At 58.9% G+C, this 21,999-nt stretch carries 15 protein-coding genes, 1 tRNA gene and 1 pseudogene; 12 read left to right on the top strand and 5 right to left on the bottom strand.

Annotated elements, in window-relative coordinates; all coding sequences use genetic code 11:
- The first annotated feature begins 27 nt into the window (after positions 1–27).
- Together ACUIAH_RS05460 and ACUIAH_RS05455 are read left to right on the top strand one after the other, a co-directional pair.
- Complete coding sequence (locus ACUIAH_RS05460; RefSeq protein ID WP_024627809.1) at positions 28–558, top strand: heat shock protein transcriptional repressor HspR; 531 nt, start codon at positions 28–30, stop codon at positions 556–558.
- A gap of 202 nt (positions 559–760) precedes the next feature.
- Entirely contained in the window at positions 761–2,401 is a 1,641-nt protein-coding gene (locus tag ACUIAH_RS05455; protein WP_445341562.1) for a DEAD/DEAH box helicase, read from the top strand.
- Positions 2,402–2,762: 361 nt separating this feature from the next.
- Here ACUIAH_RS05455 and ACUIAH_RS05450 read toward each other — a convergent pair.
- Positions 2,763–2,835, bottom strand: a tRNA-Ala gene (locus ACUIAH_RS05450).
- A gap of 83 nt (positions 2,836–2,918) precedes the next feature.
- Positions 2,919–3,602: a DedA family protein gene (locus ACUIAH_RS05445; protein WP_313839016.1), complete on the bottom strand. Its 684-nt coding sequence runs from the start codon at positions 3,600–3,602 to the stop codon at positions 2,919–2,921.
- A 212-nt stretch (positions 3,603–3,814) separates the two neighbouring features.
- Between ACUIAH_RS05445 and ACUIAH_RS05440 the strand changes: the two genes are divergently transcribed.
- The gene (locus ACUIAH_RS05440; protein ID WP_445340594.1) at positions 3,815–5,209 is read left to right on the top strand and encodes a GH1 family beta-glucosidase; all 1,395 of its coding nucleotides are present in this window, start codon (positions 3,815–3,817) and stop codon (positions 5,207–5,209) included.
- Between the two features lie 65 nt (positions 5,210–5,274).
- Here ACUIAH_RS05440 and ACUIAH_RS05435 read toward each other — a convergent pair whose 3' ends face one another.
- Positions 5,275–6,831 (bottom strand): dolichyl-phosphate-mannose--protein mannosyltransferase, encoded by a 1,557-nt coding sequence (locus ACUIAH_RS05435; RefSeq protein WP_445341561.1) that lies wholly within the window; start codon positions 6,829–6,831, stop codon positions 5,275–5,277.
- 223 nt (positions 6,832–7,054) lie between these two features.
- Here ACUIAH_RS05435 and rsmI point away from each other — a divergent pair, with 223 nt between their 5' ends.
- Positions 7,055–8,008, top strand: coding sequence for a 16S rRNA (cytidine(1402)-2'-O)-methyltransferase (rsmI, locus tag ACUIAH_RS05430; protein ID WP_445341560.1), 954 nt, complete (start codon positions 7,055–7,057; stop codon positions 8,006–8,008).
- On the opposite strand, the gene ACUIAH_RS05425 is transcribed toward rsmI, so the two are convergent.
- Both ACUIAH_RS05425 and ACUIAH_RS05420 read right to left on the bottom strand, forming a co-directional pair.
- Positions 7,987–8,433 (bottom strand): variant leucine-rich repeat-containing protein, encoded by a 447-nt coding sequence (locus ACUIAH_RS05425; RefSeq protein ID WP_313839011.1) that lies wholly within the window; start codon positions 8,431–8,433, stop codon positions 7,987–7,989. The two genes, rsmI and ACUIAH_RS05425, sit on opposite strands and share 22 nt — an antisense overlap.
- Positions 8,430–9,041, bottom strand: a complete 612-nt coding sequence (locus ACUIAH_RS05420) for a hypothetical protein (RefSeq protein WP_313837228.1) — start codon at positions 9,039–9,041, stop codon at positions 8,430–8,432. Before ACUIAH_RS05420 ends, ACUIAH_RS05425 begins: the two co-directional genes overlap by 4 nt.
- A gap of 294 nt (positions 9,042–9,335) precedes the next feature.
- Here ACUIAH_RS05420 and metG point away from each other — a divergent pair, with 294 nt between their 5' ends.
- The 8 genes and pseudogenes from metG (at position 9,336) to ACUIAH_RS05380 (ending at position 21,700) form a co-directional block, all read left to right on the top strand.
- A complete protein-coding gene (gene metG / locus ACUIAH_RS05415) occupies positions 9,336–11,207 on the top strand; it encodes a methionine--tRNA ligase (RefSeq protein ID WP_445340593.1) in 1,872 nt (623 codons plus the stop codon).
- A gap of 227 nt (positions 11,208–11,434) precedes the next feature.
- On the top strand, positions 11,435–14,455 hold the full coding sequence (locus ACUIAH_RS05410) for an HAD-IA family hydrolase (RefSeq protein ID WP_445340592.1): 3,021 nt from the start codon (positions 11,435–11,437) through the stop codon (positions 14,453–14,455).
- A 706-nt stretch (positions 14,456–15,161) separates the two neighbouring features.
- Complete coding sequence (locus ACUIAH_RS05405) at positions 15,162–16,163, top strand: LacI family DNA-binding transcriptional regulator (protein ID WP_445341559.1); 1,002 nt, start codon at positions 15,162–15,164, stop codon at positions 16,161–16,163.
- Positions 16,164–16,359: 196 nt separating this feature from the next.
- Positions 16,360–16,926 (top strand): annotated as a pseudogene (locus tag ACUIAH_RS05400) (TIM-barrel domain-containing protein); the annotation flags it as partial.
- Between the two features lie 132 nt (positions 16,927–17,058).
- Positions 17,059–18,471, top strand: coding sequence for a TIM-barrel domain-containing protein (locus ACUIAH_RS05395; protein ID WP_445341558.1), 1,413 nt, complete (start codon positions 17,059–17,061; stop codon positions 18,469–18,471).
- Positions 18,472–18,560: 89 nt separating this feature from the next.
- The gene (locus ACUIAH_RS05390; protein ID WP_445340591.1) at positions 18,561–19,415 is read left to right on the top strand and encodes a carbohydrate ABC transporter permease; all 855 of its coding nucleotides are present in this window, start codon (positions 18,561–18,563) and stop codon (positions 19,413–19,415) included.
- On the top strand, positions 19,412–20,251 hold the full coding sequence (locus tag ACUIAH_RS05385; protein WP_445340590.1) for a carbohydrate ABC transporter permease: 840 nt from the start codon (positions 19,412–19,414) through the stop codon (positions 20,249–20,251). Before ACUIAH_RS05390 ends, ACUIAH_RS05385 begins: the two co-directional genes overlap by 4 nt.
- An 84-nt stretch (positions 20,252–20,335) precedes the next feature.
- Positions 20,336–21,700, top strand: a complete 1,365-nt coding sequence (locus ACUIAH_RS05380; RefSeq protein WP_445341557.1) for an ABC transporter substrate-binding protein — start codon at positions 20,336–20,338, stop codon at positions 21,698–21,700.
- Positions 21,701–21,999: the final 299 nt, after the last annotated feature.

Here is a 21,999-nt window from a genome sequence, read left to right as displayed (position 1 = left end):
AACGAACAGCGGAGAGGAGTGATGATCATGGTCAGGGTGGATCCCGAGACCAGGCGGATCTATCTGGCCTGCGCTCGCGGTCTGGTGGCCGGGCGCATCAGTCTGGATGCTGCCGATGATGCCGGCTTGGACATTGAGCTGCCGGTCTTCAGCGTCGGCCAGGTCGGGCAGTTGGCCAACATCCATCCGCAGACCCTGCGCCAATACGACCGGCTGGGTCTGATCGTGCCGGAACGGACCGAGGGGGGTGCACGCCGATACTCCCTGCGGGATCTGGACCGGCTGGGTCAGGCTCAGCATCTGAGCCAGGACGAGTCCATCAACCTGGCCGGGGTGACCAGGATCCTGGCCCTAGCCGAGGAGAATCGTCAGCTGAGGCGCCAGCTGCGCCGCTCCCACCAGTCACAGGGATCCAGCATGTTCGCCGCCGCTGCCGACGGCCGGGTCGTCGAAGTCAGGCGGTCCAGCAGGGCCCGGCTCTGGCGGCAGGACACGACGCATGACGAGGCCGATCCGACTGAGTCCAAATCGCTGATCGTCTGGAGCGTACGCTCCTGAAGCAGGTGAGTGGCCTGTGCTATGGTGTACAGGTTGGCCGCTAGCCCAAGAGCTGCGGCTGATCGTCGCCTGAATGCTATGAGTACGGGGAAACCGCTTGCGCGAAATTCGTCATTCTCTGCTTTGCACGCGGCCTGCGAACTGTCGACCGACAGTACCGTTTTCTTCCCTGTTGTGAAAGGTCATTGTGACTGCTTCATCCATGCCCGATTCCAATTCGTCCAATTCCGACAATTCTGCTGTAGAACCTATGGCTTTTGACCAGCTGGGGGTGCCTGAACCCTTGGTTCGTGTCCTGCGCAAGGACGGCAAGACCAGCGCCTTCCCCATCCAACGCGACACCCTGCCTGATGCTCTGGCTGGCCGCGACATCCTGGGTCGGGGCCGGACAGGTTCCGGCAAGACCCTGGCTTTCAGCATCCCCCTGGTGGCTCGACTGGCTGCCGAAGAGGAAGGACGGGTTCGCCACGGCCGGGGGGGTGCCGCCGGATCAGGCAGCCTGCCCCGCCCGCGCGGTCTTGTTCTGGCTCCCACCCGCGAGCTGGCCAATCAGATCGACGAGGTTCTCAACCCCCTGGCCCAGGCCTACGGCATGCGGACTTGCACCGTCTACGGCGGCGTTGGCCAGGGCCGTCAGGTCGATGCCCTTCGGCGCGGGGCCAAGATTGTGGTGGCCTGCCCTGGTCGCTTGGAGGATCTGCTCCGTCAGCACAAGCTCAGCCTGGAGGACGTGGAGATCGCCGTGCTGGACGAGGCCGACGAGATGGCTGACATGGGCTTCCTGCCTGCCGTGGAGCGGATCCTGGCCCAGGTTCGCCCCGGCGGTCAGCGCATGCTTTTCTCGGCCACCCTGGACCACGGTGTGGATGCCGTGGTCAAGCGTTTCCTCAAGGACCCCAAGATTCACGAGGTGGACTCGGCAACCCAGCATGTGGATCTGATGACCCACCACATCTTCCGCACCACCCAGGCCGCCAAGCATGATCTCGTGCGCAAGCTGGCTTCGGGCACCGGACGTCGTATTCTCTTCACCCGGACCAAGTTCCAGGCCAAGAAGCTGGCCAAGAACCTGATTGACAACGGCATACCGGCCGCACAGCTGCATGGCAACCTTTCTCAGAACCAGCGCGATCGCAACCTGGGGGCTTTCTCACGGGGCGAGGTGAAGGTCCTGGTGGCTACCGACGTGGCCGCCCGCGGCGTGGACATCAGTGACGTAGACCTTGTGGTTCAGGTGGATCCGCCGGCCGATTCCAAGTCCTTCCTGCATCGGTCAGGGCGTACGGCTCGGGCCGGCCGTTCCGGCGACGTGGTCACCTTGGTCCTGCCCGACCAGTGGCGCGACACCAGGCGGATGCTGCGCATGGCCCATATCGATGCCAAGCCGGTTCAGGTGACCGCCGATTCGCCTGAGGTTACCGAACTCGTGGGGCCGTTGGCCAAACCAGTACATGGCTGGTCCTTGCAGGTCGAGCAGCCGCAGGCCTCCAATGGTCGGTCTGCGCATAGTGGACGTGGTGGCCGGAGCGGACATCGGGGCCGTTCTCGCTCGGACAGGCGCTTTGATCGTGGTGGCCGGAGCCGGGATCGGGATCGTCGACCTTCCCGTTCCAGGCGGTCCTCAGAGGACCGACCGGCATTCGATCGCGAGGATGGCCCCTTGGACGGCCGGACCAGAGGACATCGTCATACTGGCGGCAGCGAGCGGACCGACCGTCATAGCCACGGTCATGGCAGCGGTCGTGCTGGCTCTCGTTTTGATGCTGACCGTCATGGATTCCGTCGTGGTCATCGCCGCCATCGTCGTGACGGTAACCCCTTCCGCTCTGCATCCAGGCGCTGATTCATCGATGGGCGCGTTTGCATAATGCGCCCATCGCCGTTATTGATACTGATCGGATCTACGCTGTCTTCGCTGAAGCATTGCTGAGCGCTTGGCGAGGAATTACGACTCTGCCGATTCCATGGTTGTCGTGCAAGCTAACCCTGGCCCCATGCCAGGGGTTCTTGCTTATATCGTTGAATCATGCGGCTATGCGCCTACCTGCCTGATTGGTTCTGACAGGAGAGGGGACGCGCTGCGTTGATGCGCCTGGAATCTGCCGGAGCTTTTATAGGTCATGATGACGACTTGGAGCATTGCGCAACATCTTGACGCAGTGAAAAGGGCAAAAAGTAAAGCGGGAAAAACTATCTCGACACTGTGGAGCTGAGGGTAGTCGAAACCCCGACCTCTTCGATGCGAACGAAGCGCTCTACCAACTGAGCTACAGCCCCATTCGTTGCCCGACCGTAGCCGAACAACAGAAGGTTACTTTAGCGCGTGCCCTGGCCAAACGCAAAATATCTCAGATCAGCCATCAGTCCGCCTTGGCGCTGGTTTCCTCGGTGGTCGCCTTCTTGCGGCCGAACTTTGCCTTGAGCAGGCCGATGACCGTGGGCAGGACCGAGATGACCAGGATCAGGATGATGACCAGCTCGAAATGCTGCTGGACTGCGGGGATGCCCCCGAAGAAGTAGCCCAGGAGGGTGAAGAGGGTGGACCATATCAGACCGCCCAGGATGCTGAAAGGGGTGAAGCGCCGCCAGCGCATTCCGGAGATGCCCGATATGAACGGCATGAAGGTCCTGATGAAGGGGAGGAAGCGTCCCAGGACCACGGCCAGAGGGCCCCACTTGTCGATCAGGCCCTCGGTCTTGGCGATTCGTTCGGGGGTCAGTGACTTCACGCGCCCTGAACGGACGATGGCCCGGCCGAAGAAGTGCCCGATGAAGTAGTTGCTCTGGTCGCCCAGGATGGGGGCCAGCCAGACGACGGGCAGGAGCACGTCCAAGGCCATGCCGCTGGATGGGTCATGGGCGAAGACGCCGGCGGCGAAGAGCAGGGAGTCGCCCGGCAGGAAGGGCATGAAGACCACGCCTGTCTCGATGAAGATGATCAGGAAGATGAACCCGTAGGTCGGCACCAGCCCCATGGCGATCCAGCTCGCGATGGCGCTGCGCGGATCCTTGAGCAGGTGTATCAGCCAGTTGACGAACCCCATGAATCGCGTTCCATTCCGTCGATGTGTGCTTTTCCAGAACCGAGACACACTTTAACAAGCTGGCCTTGGCACCTGGTACTCCCCGGTCTGATTCCTTGCGAGGACAACACAACCCATCGTTGCCGGACTTATCGGCTGTCGGCCACGGTCCTGTCGTCGGTCCTCCTGTGCGAAGATAGGCAGGAAGGGTCACACAATCGAGGAGTGGACATATGGTCAATGACGAACGACTCGCCTTCCCTGAGGACTTCACCTGGGGCACGGCAACGGCATCCTTCCAGGTAGAGGGTGCGGCGCATGAGGACGGCAGGGGAGACTCCATCTGGGACGTCTACTGCAGGCAGCCAGGAAGGATAGCGGATGGATCCAATGGCGATGTCGCCTGTGATCAGTACCACCGCTACCCAGAGGACATTGCTCTGATGAAGCAGATGGGGGTGGGGGCCTACCGGCTGTCTGTAGCCTGGCCTCGCATTGTGCCCCAGGCAGACGGCGCCATCAACCAGGCTGGCTTGGACCACTACCGGCGGGTGCTGGACATGCTGCTGGAAAACGGCATCAAGCCTGTAGTCACCCTCTACCACTGGGATCTGCCTCAGTACCTGCAGGAGGCTGGAGGCTGGGCCAACCGCGACACCGCCCAACGATATGCCGACTATGCAGCCGTCCTGGCCAAGGCTCTGGGCGATCGGGTGCAGACTTGGACAACCCTGAACGAACCTTGGTGCTCGGCCTATCTGGGCTATGGCGATGGCGGCCATGCTCCAGGCATCCGCGACTACGGGCAGGCTCTGGCAGCGGTCCATCATCTGAATCTTGCTCACGGTCTGGGAGCCCAGGCCATCCGTGCCGAGCTGGGTGACAGGGCGCGCATATCGGTGACCCTGAACCTGCAGGTCAACCGGGCCGATAGCGACGATCCGGCGGATCTGGCGGCCAAGACCCGGGCAGACCTGTTCGCCAACGAGGTATGGCTGGGCCCCATGCTGGCCGGAACCTATGACCAACGCATCCATGATGCCGCTGAGGGTATCACTGACTGGAGCTTCGTTCGTGACGGTGATCTGGAACAGATCCATCAGCCCTTGGACGTGCTGGGCATCAACTACTACTCGACCAACCACGTGCGGGGTCGAAGCGGTGCTGGTTCCGAGCGCAACCCCATGCCCGCCCAGGAGATGGTCGAGACTCTGCCTCCTCAGGGGCCGTTGACCGCCATGGGCTGGAACCAGGAGCCTCAGGGGCTGACCGATCTGCTCATGGAGGTCTCCGGCCGTTTCCCCAAGCTGGATCTTATGATCACCGAGAACGGATCTGCCTGGGAGGACCAGGTCAGCATGGATCCATCCTTCCCCGGCGGCAAAGGGGTGCACGATCCCCAGCGGGTGGCCTATCTGGAGGAGCACCTGCGTGCCGTGGCCCGGGCCATCCATGAAGGAGCCCGGGTGACCGGTTACTTCGCTTGGTCCCTGCTGGATAACTTTGAGTGGGCCTTGGGCTACACCAAGCGCTTTGGGCTGATCAGGGTCGACTATGACACCCAGGAGAGGATCTGGAAGGATTCCGGTCTGCGGTACGCGCAGATCATCCATGATCGTGCAGTCTGAGCACGACGGCACACAAACGCTGCTGCAAGGCGGTCGGGCATCCCTGTCCGGCCGCCTCCTTTGTCCTAGATCCAGCTGGACAGCCACATGTGCATGCGCCAGAAGTCATAGGGGATGGGCATGGCGGTCCACAGCGGATAGAAGAAGACCGAGGTCAGGCCCAGCAGGGTCAGGCCCATGATCATGGTCTGCCGGTAGAGGATGCTGTCCGAATTCTGCCGTAGCCAGTTGACCACATAGCAGATTGCCAGGATCATCCAGGGCAGGATGACGATGGAATAGAAGGTGAAGGTGGTTCGGTTCATGTATTGGATCCAGGGCAGCCAGCCGGCCAGCATGCCTGCCAAGACCCCCCAGATCCGCCAATCTCCGTGCTTGACCACGACGGCGATGACGATGGCCAGAACCATGCAGATGCTGCCCAACCACCAGGTCAGGGGATTGCCCAAGGATGTGACGGCGGCCACGCAGGGGGAGTCCTTGGCCAGTCCGCACAAGCCGGGGAAGCCTGTGATCTTCTGCCAGTAGAAGCTGGTGGGTCTGATCTGCAAGGGCCACGTCAGGGGGTTGGCCATGTATGGGTGTCGGGTATGCAGGGTGGTGTGGAAGTGCCACATCTGCCGGTGGTATTCAGCCAGGGACCGCAACCCCTCCGGCAGCCAGGTCAGACCCTGGCCAGGGTGCTGGGCCGCCCAGCTGTGCATGAAGGAATCCCCGTGCAGGAACCATCCCGTCCAGGAGGCCAGATAGGTGCCCGCCCAGACGGGGATCATAAGCAGGGCCGCCGGCAGCCCGTCCCTGAACACGGCGCTCTGCAGCCAGGATCCGTATCCTGCCTGATGGCGTTCCCAGCCATCCCAGAGCACTGAGATCAGGGCGAAGACGGCGAAGAAGTAGGCGCCTGACCACTTGGTGCCGGTGGCCAGGCCCAGGAGCAGGGCGGCTCCTGTCCGCCACCAGGACCAGGCGATGAAGGGGCCGGTAGTGGCCACGGGCAGTTCGACACGGCTTTGCCGTCCTTGCTGTCCCTGTGACTGAATGACCTTCACCCGGTAGTGCAGGCGGAAATCAGCCTGATCCTTGGCCCAGGATTGTCGCAGCCTGGTCCGAGCCCAGTCCCGGTGGCCCATCAGGCACAGCCAGGCTCCCAGGACGAAGATCATGACGAAGTTGTCCAGCAGGCCGGTTCGGCTCATAACGATGCCCAGACCATCGATAGCCATGAGGAAGCCAGCTGTCAGGGCGATGGGCAGGTTATGGAAGAGGCGCAGGGCTACTCGGCAGAGCAGCAGGATGGCTATGGTGCCCGCCAGGGCAGTGGCCGCTCGCCAGGCGAAGGGATTCCCGGCTCCGCCGAACAGTTTGAGACCCAAGGCGATGCACCACTTGCCCACCGGCGGGTGAACCACGTATTCGGCCTGGGGCAGCCAGTCGCTGGTATGCCCCTGGGCAAAGATCTGGTCGATGGGAAGGTCAAGGGGGCCGGCTTTTTTGGGCCAGTTGCGCGGCTCGCCGGTCATCAGCATGGTCCAGGCGTCTTTGACGTAATATGTTTCGTCGAAGACGATGGCCCGAGGGCTGCCCAGCCGCACGAACCGCAGAAGCCCGCCCAGAAGCGCCATGAGTATGCAGGCCAGCCAGCTGCTCTGCCGCCGGGAGAACCGGGGTATCGAGATCCCTCGTTTAGTATGGTGACCCTTGGGCTTGCTGAAGATGGACAGCATGGCAGGGCGACCGGACCGGCGGGCGGCGTGCCTGCCGTGTCTGGAGGAGCGATGCTGCGAAGAAAGCCCTGCCAAAGATGTCATCACCCCTAGATTAGGCCATACTGAAGGCATGAGCAGCATGAACGGCCGGAGTGATGGACATATACAGGGTGGAGAAAGCCATGCAGGGTCGCATTCACCCAGTGTTTCACGTGGAACAGTGGTGCTGGCGGCCACGCCTATAGGCAATGTCGCCGATGCCTCGACACGCTTGGTGGAGCTTCTGCAGTCGGCGGACCTGGTGGCAGCAGAGGACACGCGGCGGCTCTATGATCTGGCCAATCGTTTGGGGGTGCGCGTAGGCGGCAGGGTGGTGGCCTATCACGATCATAACGAGCGGCGGATGGCCGATCCCATCCTGGATCAGGTGCGTGACGGAGCCTGCGCGCTGGTGGTCTCAGATGCAGGCATGCCCACCATCAACGATCCGGGCATGGCCATCGTCAGGCGGGCCATCGAGCGAGGCATACCGGTCACCTGTGCCCCTGGCCCCAGCGCCGTGCTGGATGCCCTGGCCCTCTCTGGTCTGCCGACCGACCGCTTCTGCTATGAGGGGTTTCTTCCCCGTCGGCACCAGGAGCGGTTGCGGCATCTGCGCACCCTGCGCAGCGAGGAGCGGACCATGGTCTTCTACGAGACGCCCCACCGCATTGATCAGGCTATGCAGGACCTTCAGGAGGTCTTCGGCCCCGACCGGCTCATGGCCCTCTGCCGGGAGCTGACCAAGGAACATGAACAGATCCGGCGGGGCACAGTCGGAGAAATTGTGCGTTCCCTCCAGGAGGATCCTCCCCGGGGAGAGATGGTCCTGGTCGTGGCTGGTGCATCCGCCTTGGAGGCAAGGCGCAACGATCCTGAGGCCATGGATAATCGGCGGCTGGCGGTTCTAGCACGTGATCTGGCTCGAACCGAGGGCCTGCGGCTCAAGGAGGCCATCGCGCGGGTAGCTGCCGAGCACCCCCTGGCTGATGGCAGCCTGCCTAATCGCAAGCGGATTTATGCCCTGGCCGTTCAAGAGGATAAGGAGGACTGATTCCCCTTTCCCTCATCCAGCAGCACCTCCAGCGCTCTGCGCACACCGGGCCCGCCCAGCTGGGAGATGGTCTCCAGCAGGGCTGGCGAAGCAGCGGGATTGGCCACCAGCCACCGGCGCAGCTCAGGCTCTTCTCGGGCGATAGCCCAGAGGATGCTCGGGTCGGTCGCGGGGTCTGTGGCCATCAGCGCTGTGGGCACCAGGGGAGGCTCCGGTGGCGGGGCACGCATCTGGGCCATCGGGTGGATGCCATCAGGTTCGTCTTGGCTCAAATCGTCATCTGCTGGGGAGTGCGACCGGCTGCTGATGGCAGTCATGAGCCGGGCCATGCGTTCAGTGGCGGACAACCCACGATGGCTCCGGGCCCTGCCTCGGTGCCGATGATGGCCGTGCGTACCTCGGGCATACCTCACTGTCAGACTCATAGGATCGCCTTGAGTCTTCTTATGGTCTCCAGCCCTTGAGCGTGGCCAGGCCAGCGGGGGTTGGAGGACAGAAGCGCCTCGCAGGATCCGCAGCTGACCTGATATCGCTCCATGAGCTCATGCAAGACCGCCATGGTCTCTTCTCCGTTGCACTGGCCAGAGGGGTCGCAGGCCAGATCGCAGGCCGTCCAGAGCGGCGAAGTCACCCAAAGTTTCCCAAGCTTCATCAGATAGCGGGCATCCAGCTGTCGCTGGTGGGGGTGCAGGGGCCTGCCGTGAACGGGCGTGCGGAAGTGGGAGTTGGAGATAATGTCCAGCGTGTCGGGGAAACGGCCGTTGATCCATATCCAGAGCGCCAGTCCGCCACATGCTGCTGCGCCGTAAGGGACCATGGGCATGACGATGGAGGCGCGACCGTAGAGTCCCTCAGCCTGTTCGTTCAGATAGCAGCAGGATCGGTCCAGACAGGTCACGATCCCCTCATTCACCAACAGGCTGAGGCTGAGCGGGCCGGGCAGATCTCCGGTTTGGATCAGACTGGGCAGCGGCTTGGGATCGGGGGTCAGGGCCCCAAAATCGGTCGTAGGAGGACGGCCGCGGGTGCGCATCGGCGCTGCCCCGGCTGGTGGTCCGGGCCACTGTTGAGCGGTGTCGGCGTGCGGTGTTCGGCCTGGCGGCTTTGTTCTAGCTCTGAGGGTGCGACTGGCGCCATGGGCAGTGGTAGGCGTCCACGTCACTCCCCCGAGGACGTGTTCTCGATTCATGGTTCGACTGTAAATGGCTGGTCCCGAGTTTGCCTGAAGGAGGGCCAAATTTGTGTACTTGTGGATAATCTGCTTGCTCGACGGCAGTCCTGTGGACGAGCAGGGGGATTGTAGGCCTGAGCCGATAATCTTGCTGGTATGAGTCATATCCTTGTTTCCGTCGCCTGGCCCTACGCGAATGGGCCCCGTCATATCGGCCACGTCGCTGGGTTCGGCGTCCCCTCGGACGTCTATGCACGCTACGAACGCATGAAAGGCAATGATGTCCTTATGGTTTCGGGGACTGACGAGCACGGCACTCCCATCCTGGTGGAGGCTGACGCCGAGGGTGTGGGTCCCCAGGAGATCGCCGACCGCTACAACCGGGTCATCGTCAAGGATTTGTGCGATCTGGGGCTCAGCTATGACCTTTTCACCAGGACCACGACCGGCAATCACGAGAAGGTGGTGCAGGAGCTCTTCCGCCAGTGCAGGGCCAATGGCTACATCTATGAAGGCCAGCAGAAGGTGGCCATCTCGCCTTCCACTGGCCGGACCCTGCCGGACCGCTATATCGAGGGGACCTGCCCCATCTGCGGTGCTGACGGCGCTCGCGGCGACCAATGCGACAACTGCGGCAACGAGCTGGATCCGGACGAGCTGATCAACCCCGTATCCAAGATCAACGGGGAGACGCCCCGGTTCGAGGAGTCCAAGCACTTCTTCTTGGACCTGCCCGCCCTGGCCGAGGCCAACCTGGCCTGGTTGAAGACCCGCAAGGGCTGGCGCAGCAACGTGCTCAACTTCTCCCTGGGGCTGTTCAAGGAGGTCAAGCCGCGAGCCATCACCCGCGACATCGACTGGGGCATTCCCGTGCCTGTGGACGGCTGGGTCGACGACCCCAACAAGAAGCTCTATGTCTGGTTCGACGCCGTCATCGGATACCTGTCGGCGTCCATCGAGTGGGCCCGCCGTCAGGGCGACCCCGAGGCCTGGCGCAAGTGGTGGAATGACCCCAAGGCCCTGGGCTACTACTTCATGGGCAAGGACAACATCACCTTCCACTCGCAGATCTGGCCCTCGGAGATTCTGGCTTACAACGGCCAGGGGTCCAAGGGCGGACAGCCGGGATCCTACGGCGAGCTCAACCTGCCCGAGCAGGTGGTGGCCAGCGAGTTCATGACCATGGAGGGCAAGAAGTTCAGCTCCTCGCGGGGCATCGTCATCTACGTCAAGGACATCCTGGCACGCTACCCGGTCGATGCAGTCCGCTACTACATTTCCATCGCTGGTCCGGAGACCTCGGACTCGGACTTCACCTGGGCGGAGTTCGTCCGGCACAACAACGAGGAGCTGGCCGCCTCCTGGGGCAACCTGGTCAACCGCGTGGCCAACCTGCTCAACAAGGACTTCGGCAGCATCCCCCGCATCGAGGAGGACTGGCTGACCGAGGAGGATACTGCCCTGCTGGAACGCAGCCTGCAGGCCTTCGATACCGTGGGCTCCCTGATCGAGCACCATCGCCAGAAGGCCGCCCTGGTCGAGGCCATGGCTCTGGTGGGCGATATCAACAAGTACATCTCCGCCCAGGAGCCCTGGAAGATCAAGGATGACCAGAACCGACTGGCTGCCGTCCTGCACACCGCAGCGCAGGCCGTGCTGGACGCCAACACCATGCTGGCCCCCTTCCTGCCGCATGCTTCTCAGCGGGTCTGGGAGACCATGGGCGGCAAGGGCACCTTCTCGCCCCTGCCTCGTGTCGAGGAGGTTGACGACCTGGATCGGTCCGGCTTCCACTATCCCATCATCACCGGCGACTACCGGCTGGGGGAGACGGTCCACCCTTGGGCGCGTGAGCCCCTCAGGGACGGCACGCCGATCGAACGGCCCACACCTATCTTTCCGCGCATTCCCAAGGAGGCCGTGCAGGAGGAGCTGGATCGTTTCCAGGAGCAACTGGACCGCCGCAAGGCTAAAGAGCGCGCCCGATTCGAGGCGGAGCAGGCCAAGCTGGGCGACCAGGGCAAGTGACGGTCGACGCGCCCGGGACGGCATTCGTGATTCACAGAGAACTTTGAGGTTTTCGGGCACTTCCTCCAAGGTAGCGCTGGTTATATTTGTTCTGTCGGTTGAAGTACTGGCCGATGGGGGTCGTGCGGCCCCGATAACTGAACCCCTTCTTCTCTCTCTCTTCTCGCCCGGCGGCTCTTCGAACCGCCGGGTTCTTTCGTCATGGAAGACCCATAGGATGAGTAACCATGAAGATTGCCCAATTCGCCTGTGTGCTCTTCGATCTGGACGGGGTGCTGGTGCCCACGACCATCCTGCACAAGGCCGCCTGGAAGGCGTTGTTCGATCAGGTCCTGCCCGGGAACGTCCCGGCCTACACGGAGCAGGACTACTACGCCTATGTGGATGGCCGGCCCCGCTATGACGGCGTCGACGCCCTGCTGCGCAGCAGGGGCATTGAGCTGGACTGGGGCAACCCGGATGACGATCCGCAGCTGGACACCGTCTGCGGATACGGCAATCGCAAGAACATGACCTTTGAGCGGATGCTGAAGCAGAAGGGCATCGATCCCTACCCGGACACCGTGGATCTGCTCAGGCATCTGCGCGCCGACAAGAAGCGTCTGGCTGTGGTGTCCAGTTCGCGCAACACGGCCCAGGTCCTCCAGGCCGCTGGGATCGCCGGATACTTCGACACTGTGGTGGACGGCAACCTCAAGGACGAGATGGGTCTTCAGGGCAAGCCGGCCCCGGACACCTACGCCTATGCGGCCAAGGTGCTGGGCCTGCGCAATGAGGATGCCGTTGTGGTCGAGGATGCCCTCTCTGGCGTGGCCGCCGGTCACGCGGGCAGGTTTGGCCTGGTCGTGGGCGTGAACAGGGGCGCTGGTCGCCAGCAGCTGCTCAAGGCGGGCGCGGACCTGGTGGTGGACCAGCTGATCGAGCTGATCGACGACGATGCCAGCGAGCGTGCACAGGCGGAGGACCCCAGTCTGGATGAGGATCGCTTCCCTGTAGAAGAGTGGGGGTTCAGCGAGAACGGTCGGCCCGATGCGGTCAGCGCCACAGTCTTCTCGGTCACCAACGGCTCCGTCGGCGTCAGGGGCGAAGGCGGCGGGGAACGCTGCCTGGGCAACGGTACCTTTCTGAGCGGATTCCATGACACCTTCCGGATAGCCCATCCCGAAAGCGCCTACGGATACGCCCAAGTGGGTCAGCTGATCCAAGGGGTGCCCGATGCTTCGGACTTCACCCTTAAGGTGGAGGGACTGCCCCTAGGTAGGCCGGAGAAGACCACGCAGCGTTTGGACTTCCGAACCGGAATCGCAACCACCACCAATTTGTACGATCTGGGCCACGGCATTCACCTGAAGACCGTGCTCACCCGCATGGTCTGCCTGTATGACCGCAGCCTGAGCGTCTGCACGCTGACCGTCGAGTCGCCCGACCGGGACATGGCTGTGGTCGTCGAGGGTCCGGTCAACGCCGACAACCCCCGCCATGTCAACTCCAGCGACCCCCGCAAGTCGACCTTTGTGGACGGCTGTGGAATCCATGAGGTGCTGGACAATGCGGTCTACGGTGAGCTGAGTGCGGATTGCAGGGTCTTCCGTTGCAATAATTCACGACTCAGCCTGGCCCTGGGCGTCAGGCAGTTCAGGGACGGCCGGCCTGTCGAGGGCTCCGGTTGGCGCATGGACGTGCCCAAGGGCGGTTCCACCCGTCTGGTCCGTTACGCCGTCTATCGCAGCCACCCCATTCTTCCGGCTGGCACCAGCGGCAATGGTCTGGTCGTGCAGACCCGGGGCGAGGGGACCAGGAATCTGGTCGAGGACTGCCGCGATCGGCTGGAGGAGGTCAGCACCCTCTCTCTTGATCAGCTGGAGCGGCGTCAGCGGGAATGGCTGGATCGGTTCTGGGAGCGTCAGGATATCCGCATCCAGGCCGACGATGGCGGTCGTACCCAGCAAATGGTGCGCTGGGAGCTCTTCCAGCTGGCCCAGTCCACAGCCCAGATCGAGAACGGCGTGGGTGCCAAGGGTCTGAGTGGATCTGGCTACAGCGGCCACTACTTCTGGGACACCGAGATCTACATTCTCCCCTTCCTGATCTATTCAGCGCCTGCCCGGGCAAGAGCCGTCCTTCACTACCGCTACCTGATGCTGCCTGCCGCCAGGCGCAGGGCCTGCGCACTCAACCTGAACGGCGCCCTCTTCCCCTGGAGGACCATCGACGGTGAGGAGGCCTCCGCCTACTTCCCTACGGGCACGGCCCAGTACCACATCGATGCCGATATCGCCTACGCGGTGGCCCAGTATGTGCAAGTCACCGGCGATGAAGACTTCCTGCAGGCTGAGGGCATCGACATCCTGGTGGAGACGGCCCGTCTCTGGATGAGCCTGGGGCGCTACAAGGAGGACGGCCGCTTCCACATTCACTGCGTGACCGGCCCCGACGAGTACACGGTCCTGGTTGACGACAACCTCTACACCAATCAGATGGCCCGGTTCAACCTTCTGGCCGCTTACAAGGGCTACCAGCACCTACGGGAGAAGCATCCAGATCTGATCGGCGGCATACGCGAAAGGCTGCACTTCAACGACGAGGAGGCCGACAAATGGTCCAGCGCGGCAGAGGCCATGTTCGTCCCCTTCGACGATCAGGAGGGGGTTCATGCCCAGGATGCCCAGTTCATGCAACGCCCTCGCTGGCATTTTGATCGGTTCACGGCCAGGCCTCTGCTGCTGCACTACCATCCGCTGGTCATTTACCGGCACAAGGTGCTCAAGCAGACCGACGTGGTCATGGCTCTCTACCTGCTCAGCTCCTGGTTCACTCCGGAGCAGAAGCGGGCTGATTTCGACTATTACGATCCGCTGACCACCGGGGATTCGACCCTGTCAGCAGCATCCCAGTCCATCCTCGCCGCTGAGGTGGGGCACGACCAGTTGGCCATGCAGTACTTCCGCCGGTCCCTGTTTACGGACGTGGACGATCTGCATGCCAACACGACCGACGGCATCCACCTGGCTGCCTGCGGAGGCGTCTGGTCCAGCCTGGTCTGCGGCTTCGGCGGCCTTCGGGATACCGGTGGGACCGGGCTGAGCATTGACCCCCGCCTGCCTAAGGAGTGGGAATCTCTCTCCTATCAGCTGCAAGTAGGGGATACTCGCTTTCAAGTGATAGTGACTAGGGATGAGGTGAGACTTGAACGGCTTTCCGGGCCTCAGATACAAATTAAAGTCCAGGGGCATCCTCGGGAGGTTTAAGTGTCGAGCAAGGGTTAAACACGAAATTGCTTGGTTTCAAATGGCCAATGGCAGGGTGTAGAAATAAAAGACCTTGGTGAGTCAGGCGTTGAGACCTCCTATATGCTAGGATTATTGATTTGTATTGGTGTTGGAATCGAAGAAGAACCTTTATCTAACCTGTAAGTCCTACATTGATAGCTTCAAAAGTTCATTGATGGACGATTGTATAGTGAAAATATTATCTGAAGGGCATGTGCCGTCAAGTCTAAAATAATGTCTCTGCTGACTGTCCCGCTCCAAGGATTCCGTATACATACGGAGAATATAAGGATTTTCCCAAGAAGATAGTATACGGTCACCTCATCCTCCCCCCCCCCCACTAATTTATTCCGAATCCTGCATAATTTCCTTGGACATGAAAAAGTCTCATTGGTATAGATGCCGCCCATGCAGTGGAGTCCTCAAGGACCTCGAGCAGGTAAGCGATTATTCTTTCTCTCTAATTGTGGCTTAGTTGGAAAAGGCATAAAAAAGCGCTTTGGAGACCATAATCCAGACTGAAGGGGTCATATGAGTGACCCTGAGCAATAGTTTGGTTTGATTCGGCTGTCATTGTAAACGGATCGTGGGAGAAGATAGATACGTAGTTCTGAACCCTATACTGTTGAACCGAGGACTAGGACTTCTGGGGCCGTCTTTAAGGGCATGGATTTTGGGAGTGCGCATGGTTAATATACTTGATGTTGCCCGTGAGGCTGGCGTATCAAAGACCACCGTCTCTTACGTTATATCTGGTAACTCGAAAATCAGCAGGAAGACGACCGACAAGGTCCGTAAAGCCATGCGAAAGCTCGGATATACCGTTAACCATTCCGCTCGTGCCCTCTCTACTTCCCGCACTATGACTCTGGGCGTGGCCACTTCCGATATTGAAGACGTTGTCTCATCTCCCCTCTTAAAGGGAATCTACTTCACTGGACTTTCGAGCCACGCCAGAAAACTTGGGTATGACCTCCTCCTGATGGTTGATGAGGATGGATGCAAGGAAATTGAAGACGCTGCTCTGGCACGAAAGATTGACGGGCTCATCCTCATGGATGTCAACAGCCACGATAACCGGGTGGCGACTGCGCTCGCAGCTGGTATCCCTACAGTTCTTTTTGGAATGCCCGAGCAGACCGGCGGTATGGATGTAGTTGATACGAATTTTGAGCAGGCAGCAGCCGACCTGGTGGCCCATTTCGCGCTCAATGGACATCGGCGCATTCTTTTGATTTCTAGCTTTGATGTGAACGATCCGAACCCTTTGAACTATTCTCTTCGTTTTGCTCGGTCTGTCAACATGGAAGCTGAACGCAATGGTCTAAGAATCGAGCGAGAGTGGTTTGGTGGTCAGTCCGGATGGTCTCTACGGCAGGCCATACAGCGGCATCCTGGTGTTACGGGCGTGATCGTCGAAGATCAGGAGATGGCCGTTGGCGCCCGCATGGAACTGACGAAGGAAGAGGTGGCGGTACCCGGAGGCATATCAGTTGCCGTCCTCTTGGCTGATGTGGTCTATGAAAAGATGAGGATGCCGGTTTCCACAGTAACTATTAATACTAGGGACATTGCATCGGCCGTGGTGGATACTTTGCTCTGGCGGATCGAGCACCCGGATAGTGAGCCGCGTACTACCTTAGTAGATACCACTTGGCATGAAGAAGGATCAATACTTAATCTTTGAACCGATTCACCAAAAGTTGCGAAGTGAATAGGAACACTCTAATATATTATTTAGTTGAACCGGTTCACTAAATCGGTACCGATTGTGATTCTTCAAGAATCCTGTCGCAGACGCTGACGTCGGGTCTTGCGTAGTCGGTGCATTGGTAAGCGAAGCGATCAGGGACGATTCCGCCTGCGATAAATGCAGGGGGTTGATGACAAGGAAGTTCTCGCAGAAAGGGAAGGACGAGCGCATGTTTTCATCATTTACAGTCAGGGGTGGAATCATCTGCTGGAAGGGCGATGGAGAGTGCTTGCAGGTCGAGCCTTGGGGTGACGACAGCGTTCGTGTCAGGGCCTCTAAGCTACAGAGGATCTTCGACACCGATTGGGCTCTCCTGCCCAAAAACCAACTGGCCTCCAGTGGCCACCCAAAAGTAACCGTTAGCCAGGACGGTTCGGTAGCCGAGCTGGTTAATGGTGCCTTGACTGTAAGGTTGACCATCGAGCAGGTATTCAACGCAGGTGCTGGCGGTATCCAGAGTCGGTGCTCGTTGACCTTCTTGGATGATGCTGGGAAGACTCTCTTCCGTGAAATGCCTTCGGGTGGTTCCTTGAATCTGAAAGCCCGCCAGTACGAGCCAGTCGGAGGCGGTGCTCTATCGGCGGCGGCCTCATTCCTGGCTCCTGATGATGAGTGTTTGTATGGGATGGGTGAGTATCAGCAGGATCGGTTGGATTTGAAGGGGTGTTCGTTTGAGCTGGCGCATCGGAATTCGCAGGCGTCGGTGCCGTTTGTGGTGTCGAGTGCGGGGTATGGGTTTTTGTGGAATAATCCGGCGGTTGGCCGGGTGTCGTTTGCGTCGAATGGGACCAGGTGGTGCGCTGGTTCGACGCGGCAGATTGATTACTGGGTGACTGCTGGCTCGTCGCCGCGGGCTGTGGTGCGCCGGTATGCTGATGTGACGGGGCATGCGCCGGTGATGCCGGAGTGGGGGCTGGGTTTTTGGCAGTGCAAGCTGCGCTATTGGAATCAGCGCCAGGTGGAGGATGTGGTGGAGGGGTTCCGTCGTCGTGGGATCCCGTTGGATGTTGTGGTGGTGGACTTCTTCCATTGGCCGCATATGGGCGATTACCGGTTTGAGGATGAGTTCTGGCCTGACCCTGAGGGCATGTGCGAGCGGCTGCATGCCCAGGGCGTCAAGGTCATGGTCTCCGTCTGGCCACAAGTAGCATTATCCAGCGAAAACTATGCTTATATGCATGCCAACAACCTCCTGGTTAATGCAGAGCAGGGAATTGATGTCGGCATGATGTTCATGGAGCCCAACCAGTTTTATGACGCGACCAATCCTGAGGCTCGCAGGTTTGTTTGGGATCTTTGCAAGCGCAACTATGCGGACAAGGGGGTGGATGCGTTCTGGCTGGATGAGGCTGAGCCTGAGTACGGGACGTATGATTTCGGCAATTACCGGTATTATGCCGGGCCCAATGTGGAGGTGGGGAACATTTATCCCCTGGAGTACAACAAGGGCTTTTATGAGGGTCAGCTGGAGGCGGGCCGGGAGGGCCGGATCGTGAATCTGACCCGTTGTGCCTGGGCTGGTTCGCAGCGGTACGGGGCGCTGGTCTGGTCGGGGGATGTGGGGTCCTCCTTCCAGGATCTGAAGGCGCAGATCACCTGCGCCATCCACATGGGCATGGCCGGCATCCCCTGGTTCACCACCGACATGGGAGGCTTCCACGACGGGGACATCGAAGACCCCCAATTCAAAGAGCTCCTGATGCGCTGGTGTGCCTTCTCTTGCTTCTTGCCTGTCATGCGGAACCATGGTGATCGCAGCCGTATTGGTGAGGACGGCAATCCTAAGGAACCAATCTATGCATCAGATGGCACCCCTCGCCTGCCTTCCGGTGCAGACAATGAGCCTTGGAGTTACGGGGAGAAGGTGGAGGCAGTATTCCGCAAGTACATCACCATTAGAGAGGCCATGCGTCCATATTTGCGGGAACTTTTCAGGATTGCCCATGAGGATGGCGATCCAATCGTGCGTGGGCTTTTCTACGAGTTTCAGGACGATTCGAACTGTTCCGATATCGCCGATGAATATATGTTCGGCCCTGATCTTTTAGTTGCTCCGGTCACTGATGCCGGCGTCGATAGCCGGCGTGTTTACCTTCCGGGGGATGAAAAAGTGAAGTGGACATGCTTGTCAACCGGTGAGGACTTCAAAGGCGGGTCCACCGTAAATGTCCAGGCCCCATTGGACGTAGTGCCGCTCTTTGCCAGGGACGGTAAGGATCATGGTCTGCGTGGCCTGATCTAGATCTGACGCTTTATCCGACACCGATTAAGTCGGGGGACTTTTCGGCACCTGAAAGTTGAACCGGTTCAATATAAGAAAGAAGGCCAATTATGACATCAATGATTGGTAAAACCATACGCCGATGGTGGATCATCTTTCTCCTGCCTACTATCGTGGCGTTCCTGATAGGGTTTTTGGTTCCCTTCATCATGGGGGTTTACTTGAGCTTTACCAGGTTCACCACTGTCAGCGATTCACACTGGGTGGGGCTGGACAACTACCGAGGGGTGTTTTCCGACAAGGAATTCCAGCATGCCTTGGTTTTTACAGTTCTATTTACTGTAGTCACCACCTTAGTGGTCAATGTGGCTGGGTTCTTCGTGGCCTACATGTTCACTAAGGCGATGAAGGGGGCAAACCTTTTCCGCGCGGTGTTCTTCATGCCCAACCTGATCGGTGGGATCATTCTGGGTTATGTTTGGCAGTTGCTTTTGAACGCGGTCTTTGGGCACTGGGGCCGATCGCTGACCTATTCGGGTACCTATGGGTTCTGGGGTTTGGTCATTCTCATGTGCTGGCAGCAGATCGGATACATGATGGTCATCTACATAGCTGGAATGCAGGCCCTGCCTGATGACGTGATGGAGGCAGCTGCCGTCGACGGGGCTTCGTCCAGACAGATTCTTTTCAAGGTCACTATACCCTTGATGATGCCCAGCATCACCGTATGCACCTTCTTGACCGTGACCAACGGTTTCAAGCTTTTCGATCAGAACCTTGCTCTGACGAATGGGGCACCCTCCAATACCTCGGAAATGCTGGCTTTGAACATCTACCGGACTTTTTACGGACGTACTGGCTATGAGGGAGTTGGTCAGGCCAAGGCCGTGATTTTCTTCATCATTGTGGCCATCGTGGCTCTGATCCAGAACAGATTGACGACTCGGAAGGAGGTGACGGCATGAAAAGGACTGATCTTAAACATGGATGGATCTGGACCGTTATCTTCGCAATATTATCCATTTTCTGGATCTTCCCTATTGCCTTGGTGGTAGTCAACTCTTTCAAGAACAAGATCTACATCTCGCAAAGCACTTTTTCACTGCCGACCTCAAAGACATTCGTAGGTTTGCAAAACTATGCCCGTGGAATACGACGAACCAATCTCATCGCCAGCTTTGGCTGGACCGTGGTCGTGACTGTGGGAGCAGTAGGGTTGATGCTGGTGTGCACCTCTATGTGTGCCTGGTGGATAGTTCGGGTCAACAACATTCCCTCAAAGGTCATTTACCTGCTTTTTCTTTTCAGTATGATCGTCCCGTTCCAGATGGTCATGTTCCCGCTCTCGAAGATAGCCGACATGTTGGGGCTGAACACGCCTTGGGGGCTCTGGGTCCTCTACTTGGGGTTCGGCTGTGGTATGTGCGTTTTCATGTTTACAGGCGTCATCAAGTCTCTGCCCATGGATATTGAAGAGGCTGCCATGATTGACGGAGCCAGTGTGCCTCGGACCTTCTTCACGATTTTGGTCCCAATTATGAAGCCTAGCTTAGTGTCGGTGGCCATTTTGGAGACCATGTGGATATGGAATGACTTCCTGCTGCCCTACTTGACGCTTGACATGAGAAAGTACAAGACCGCCAGCATAGCCATTCAATATCTCAAAGGCGGATACGGTGCTGTGGATATGGGGGCCATGATGGGCTGCCTGGTGCTGACCATTATTCCTATCATCATCTTCTATATCTTTTGCCAGAAATACATCATTGCCGGTGTGACGGCTGGTGCGGTGAAGGGATGATTCTCCGAGGCGGCCATGCCCTCTTCTTCCAAGAAGATTATGGGAGAAGAGTCAGCGTTCGCTGAAGTGGAATTTTGTCAACAAATAACAATGAAAGGAACCATTATGCAAAGAAGCATACGGAAGCTGACAGTGGTCGGTGTGACGCTGGCCATGGGGCTTGTTGGTCTGTCGGGGTGCGGAAGCCAAGGCGGCAACAATGGAAGCAAGGCCTCAGGGGGCAAAGTTTACTATATGAACTTCAAGCCAGAGGTGGCTACGCAGTGGGAGGATCTTGCCAAGCAGTACACTGACGAAACGGGCGTTCAGGTTCATGTGCAGACGGCTGCTTCTGGGACCTACGATCAGGCATTGAAGTCCGAGATGTCGAAGACGGAGGCCCCCACACTCTTTCAGGTCACCGGGCCTGTGGGTTTAAGGACCTGGAAGGACTACGTCTCTGACATTTCAGGGACTGAACCCTACAAACAACTTGAAGACAAGTCAACAGCACTCAAAGATGATGCTGGCCACGTGGTGGCTGTCCCATTTGTGACCGAATCTATTGGCATCATCTACAACAAGGAAATTCTGGATAAGTACTGCCAGCTGTCTGATGCCGCAGTCAAGTCCCCGCGTGAGATTAAATCCTTCCAGAAACTCAAAGCAGTCGCCGACGGTCTGCAGAAGCATAAGGATGATCTTGGGATCAAGGGGGCCTTCACCTCGGCGGGTATGGATTCCTCTTCCAATTGGCGTTTCGGCCAGCAGCTTGCCGCCGTGCCTCTCTATTATGAATTCAAGGATGAGAATACCGTCCAAAAGCAGCCCGCAACCATCAAGGGCACATACCTGCCGGAATTCAAGCAGATATGGGATCTCTATCTCAAAGATTCTACTGTCGAACCATCCAAGCTGGGTTCCCTGACTCTGGACGATGCCAACTCTGAATTTGCCACCGGTAGTGCGGCCTTCTACCAAAACGGTACTTGGGCATGGACAGACCTGCGCGATGCAGGCTTTAAGCCAGAGAATGTGGGGATGATCCCAATGTACATCGGCATTAAAGGCGAGGAGAAGCAGGGGCTGACCACTGGAACCATGAACTACTGGTGCATCAATAAGAAAGCATCCAAGCAGGATCGGAAAGCCACTGAAGACTTTCTGAAGTGGGTCATAACTTCCGAAGAGGGCAAGAAGGCCATGAGCGAAGATATGGGGTTCACCACACCTTTCAAGAGTTTTGCTGATGTTAAGACAGACAATCCTCTGGTGGAAATATCCCAGAAGGATACTAAGTCGAAGACCGAGAAGATACCTTGGGTTCACACCATGCAGCCTTCTGCTACTTATCAAAACAACATATATGATGCCATGCTGGAGTATGCGCAGGGAACCGGTGATTGGAATACGGTTGTCCATCGTTTCGTAGACGGATGGGCTGCCGAAATCCAGGCTTCAAAGAACTGAATCTCTGGTAGGTAAATGGGGGCGGTGCTTTGCCGCCCCCTGCCCTCGTCGAATGCATCATGACCGGTGTAAGTATCCGCCTAGTTACCGCTTGGTCAAGCGTTCGTATCTGCATCTGTGCTTTTCTACTTCAACCCAGAACCTCTTGTTTGACCAGATCTGAAGCTTTCTTGAATGTGGGCTACGGACAAGAATTATTACGATTACTGCCAGACCTGCATACTCGGGCATATGCCCGGCCGCTTTGACCTATGTCTTTCGGCCTGGGCCTGCCGAGCTTTAGGGACGTGTTGACCGCC

Source organism: Bifidobacterium sp. ESL0820 (genome assembly GCF_052606235.1).
This window is presented reverse-complemented; position numbering and strand designations above follow the sequence as displayed.

What these genes read in the sequence shown, in the direction of transcription:
- ACUIAH_RS05460 (WP_024627809.1), top strand. Translation starts at nt 28, where the DNA reads ATGGTCAGGGTGGATCCCGAGACCAGGCGGATCTATCTGGCCTGCGCT.
- ACUIAH_RS05455 (WP_445341562.1), top strand. Translation starts at nt 761, where the DNA reads ATGCCCGATTCCAATTCGTCCAATTCCGACAATTCTGCTGTAGAACCT.
- ACUIAH_RS05445 (WP_313839016.1), bottom strand. Translation starts at nt 3,602, where the DNA reads ATGGGGTTCGTCAACTGGCTGATACACCTGCTCAAGGATCCGCGCAGC.
- ACUIAH_RS05440 (WP_445340594.1), top strand. Translation starts at nt 3,815, where the DNA reads ATGGTCAATGACGAACGACTCGCCTTCCCTGAGGACTTCACCTGGGGC.
- ACUIAH_RS05435 (WP_445341561.1), bottom strand. Translation starts at nt 6,831, where the DNA reads ATGGCGCTTCTGGGCGGGCTTCTGCGGTTCGTGCGGCTGGGCAGCCCT.
- rsmI (WP_445341560.1), top strand. Translation starts at nt 7,055, where the DNA reads ATGAACGGCCGGAGTGATGGACATATACAGGGTGGAGAAAGCCATGCA.
- ACUIAH_RS05425 (WP_313839011.1), bottom strand. Translation starts at nt 8,433, where the DNA reads ATGAGTCTGACAGTGAGGTATGCCCGAGGTACGCACGGCCATCATCGG.
- ACUIAH_RS05420 (WP_313837228.1), bottom strand. Translation starts at nt 9,041, where the DNA reads ATGCGCACCCGCGGCCGTCCTCCTACGACCGATTTTGGGGCCCTGACC.
- metG (WP_445340593.1), top strand. Translation starts at nt 9,336, where the DNA reads ATGAGTCATATCCTTGTTTCCGTCGCCTGGCCCTACGCGAATGGGCCC.
- ACUIAH_RS05410 (WP_445340592.1), top strand. Translation starts at nt 11,435, where the DNA reads ATGAAGATTGCCCAATTCGCCTGTGTGCTCTTCGATCTGGACGGGGTG.
- ACUIAH_RS05405 (WP_445341559.1), top strand. Translation starts at nt 15,162, where the DNA reads ATGGTTAATATACTTGATGTTGCCCGTGAGGCTGGCGTATCAAAGACC.
- ACUIAH_RS05390 (WP_445340591.1), top strand. Translation starts at nt 18,561, where the DNA reads ATGACATCAATGATTGGTAAAACCATACGCCGATGGTGGATCATCTTT.
- ACUIAH_RS05385 (WP_445340590.1), top strand. Translation starts at nt 19,412, where the DNA reads ATGAAAAGGACTGATCTTAAACATGGATGGATCTGGACCGTTATCTTC.